General features: G+C 35.3%; 3 protein-coding genes. All 3 read left to right on the forward strand.

Translation table 11 applies throughout. The features are described from left to right. Positions 1-267 precede the first annotated feature (267 nt). The 3 genes from B1A98_RS19830 (at position 268) to B1A98_RS21055 (ending at position 2,882) form a co-directional block, all read left to right on the forward strand. Positions 268-1,563 carry an endospore germination permease gene (locus B1A98_RS19830; protein ID WP_063384371.1) on the forward strand — a complete coding sequence of 432 codons (1,296 nt, stop codon included), beginning with the start codon at positions 268-270 and terminating at the stop codon, positions 1,561-1,563. A 123-nt stretch (positions 1,564-1,686) separates the two neighbouring features. Then, a complete protein-coding gene (locus B1A98_RS19835; RefSeq protein ID WP_082821680.1) occupies positions 1,687-2,397 on the forward strand; it encodes a Ger(x)C family spore germination protein in 711 nt (236 codons plus the stop codon). Between the two features lie 23 nt (positions 2,398-2,420). Further along, complete coding sequence (locus B1A98_RS21055; RefSeq protein WP_254654620.1) at positions 2,421-2,882, forward strand: Ger(x)C family spore germination C-terminal domain-containing protein; 462 nt, start codon at positions 2,421-2,423, stop codon at positions 2,880-2,882. The last annotated feature ends 425 nt before the right edge of the window (positions 2,883-3,307 follow it).

Genomic DNA, 3,307 nt, shown 5'->3' on the forward strand with positions numbered 1-3,307 from the left:
TCATCAATGATAGCTCTTTTTGTTTTTCCGTTTTGGTACAGCTGTACCATCTGCTTTTTGAACTCGGCTGTAAATGTACGGCGTTCTCGCTTTATGATATTTGAAGCTCCTCATCTGTTTTAGATCAAGTGTACGTGACCTTAATTTTTCTGTCCAGATAAGTGTAGACGCTCCACACCTACTTTGATGCGATGATTAACGACTATACAAGTATAAATTTTGACGAATGGTCAAGAATAATAAAAGCAACTTTTTAGGAGGCTCACATTGAAATCTAGAATCCCAAGACTTTTAAAAGAGTTTCTAAAAATCAAACAAGAGAAAAAGAGTAAGAATAAAAAGGAAGCGTCCCCTCAAGAAACTCAAGGTATTTCGGCGGATCTTTCATTCAACGTCAAACATATTAAGCAAATAACAGGAAATAGTACCGACATAGTTATAAGGAATTTCCAAATTGGGGATCATGTAAAGAAGAATCTATCTATTATTTATACAGATGGATTGTCTAACAGTGCTTTCATTCAGGAATTTATTTTGGATACCCTTATGTTAAAAATCAGAAATAGTCAATTGGATCCACCTGTTAGGACAGATGATTTCTTTAAGGTAATTAAGTTGCACACTCTCCCGATAGGAGATCTAAAAGAAATCAGTAATTTACAAGATCTTTTTCTTCATCTTCTATCTGGGGATGCCATATTATTGCTTGATGGATGTTCAAAAGGATTAACACTTAGTTCAAGAAAAGGGCCTGATCGTGGGGTTCAAGAACCTTCTTCTCAAACTGTAATTAGAGGGCTGATATTAGTGGAAACACCAATTGAAATCATTATGCTACTGTTTATCTTAACAAGTTTGATCGGTGTCCGGCTTGGTCTAGAAGTCATTAGCCGATCTTTGTTAATTTTTTTTCCTTGGATTATCATGTTGCTGTTTTTCTTGACTTTATTCCTCATCCCTGAAATTAAAGTGGAAAATATACAACCGATTCTTGAAGGAGGTATAAAACCAGTCCTTAAAGGCACGTTTCATCAATTAGGAATACCTTATTTGCAACTCATTATTTTTTTAATGATCACTCCCTATGTAAATGAGAAAGCTAACATGCGGAAGTACTTCTACAAAGGAATGGTAATTGGAGGAATGGTACTTTTAATTGTAATTCTTTTATGCATATGGGTATTAAATGTGAAACTCACTTCTTTTCAATCGTATCCTGTTTATACTTTAGGTAAAAAAATAAATGTTGCTAACTTTTTTAACCGAATTGAAGTAGTAGTGGCAATTATTTGGGTAATCACTACCTATTTCAAGTTAACAATTTGCTTTTATGGGCTTTCCCTTGGATTAGCCCAAATGATTAACTTAAAAAATTATCAGATTCTCCTTTTCCCTCTGTCTTTATTAATTTTTTCAATGTCCATTTTTTTCTACCCCGATGTTGTCTTTTTTAATGATTTTGCTTTAAAAGCATTTATTCCTTTTTCATTAATTATTTGTTTCATCTTGCCTTTATCATTACTAATAACTGCTAAGGTAAGAGCCAAAATAACCAAGCAATAAAGGTAAAAAGTTGTCAAAGCATATAGATAATCGTATCTACAAAAGAGAAAAATACGATTTTCTTTCAATCGACTATTTCCGAGTTTGCCTATCATTTTCAATGCTTGAAAAAGGAGTTATCTAATGGACCATAAAAAATTAAAAAATCAGAAGAAAAGGAAGTCGTTTCTTCTAGTCTTTTTTCTATTGCTCCCCTTACTTTCCAGCTGCTGGGATTCTAATGAACCGGAACGCATCATTTATGGACAAGGACTTGGAGTAGATTATAAAAATGGGGCTTACACTGTCTACCTGCAGCTTGTCAATCCGTCTTTAATTGCCAAATCAGAAACAGCCAGTAAAAACCAACAAGCCAAAGTAGTAGTCGGCAATGCATCTGGAAGGACATTAAATGAAGCAATTTTTAACTTATACCGTTCTTCGCAAAGAAGAATTTTTTGGGGACATTTATCTTTCTTTGTACTTACAGAAGAAGCACTGCAAGAAGGAGCACTCCAAGCAACACTCGACTTGCTCGACAGGTACCGAGAAACACGGTACCTTACTTGGGTTTATGCAACTAAGGAGCCTTTAAAAGAACTCCTTTCAGCTATTCCTCCTTTAGAGATGTCCACTTACTTTTCTCGGCTAAGTGACCCGGAAGCTGCTTATGAGCAAAGCTCATTTATTGATCCAGTCAACATGAGAGAGATATTAATTGCTCTTAATGAGCGCCACCTCATGAAGCAATCATCCCTTACGTTAGACTGGCTAAGCACACTTGGAAAACAAATAAAAAAACAGATCAAATTGTTCAATTTTCAGGTGCAGCTTTTGTTACGAAAAACAACTTAAAAAACACACTCTCTTATAAGAAAATAAAAGGTTTAAAATGGCTAAATGAAGACCTTAAGAGAGAAGAAATCAGCATTAAAGAAGAGTCCGCTTCTGTTAGTTTGTTGATAGATAAGCTAAAAGTCAAAAAGAAAGTGGTTGTTACAGGCAGGGATGTCCGCTTTCAAATTTCGGTTGAGGTTGACGCCATCTTATGGGAATTAATGCATCCAAAAAAGCTAAAGGATGTACAAAACGCCGCAGAAGAGACCATGAGAAATGAGATAAAACAAACTTTTCTAGAAGGAATAAAAACGAATACAGATGTATACCGGCTTTCCGAAGAAGTATACCGCAACCATTTGAAGACATGGCAGGCGGTTGAGAAAAATGGAAAAGTCCCATTGACAGAGGAAAGCTTACAAAGTATTTCTGTAAAAATAAAACTGATTCACGGAGGAGAGCAAAGAAAGAGACCTACTCTACATTCACAACAGAGTCGATAATTAATACCTGATTTTGTTGAATTTTATAAACCAAATCATTGATGTGAAAACCCTCTATCCAAAAGGAGGGTTTTCACTATCCTCAATTATAACACTTTGCACAAATACAAATTAACCTCATGCCCTACTCTTTCTTTCGCCTTACCAGTGCCATCTCCCTAGACTCTTTAAAGTAATCACTTGAATCTAGGCAACGCCTTTTAAATGAGGCATATCTTTCAAACGAAAAATACAGCTAGTGATCCCCTGCAAATAATCATCTTTATTAGCGTTTCACAATTATGATAACCATTATTTAAGAGGCATTGCTTTGGCGAGATTTTTTTCTCAATTGCTGTTTATTTACTATCTGTACAATAAGGCCGATTAACACCCCAATTAACGCTGGGACAAGCCAGCCAAAACCGGAAGTGTATAATGGTAAT

It is taken from the genome of Pseudobacillus badius (assembly GCF_002189605.1).
Classification (GTDB): Bacteria; Bacillota; Bacilli; order Bacillales; family Domibacillaceae; genus Pseudobacillus; species Pseudobacillus badius.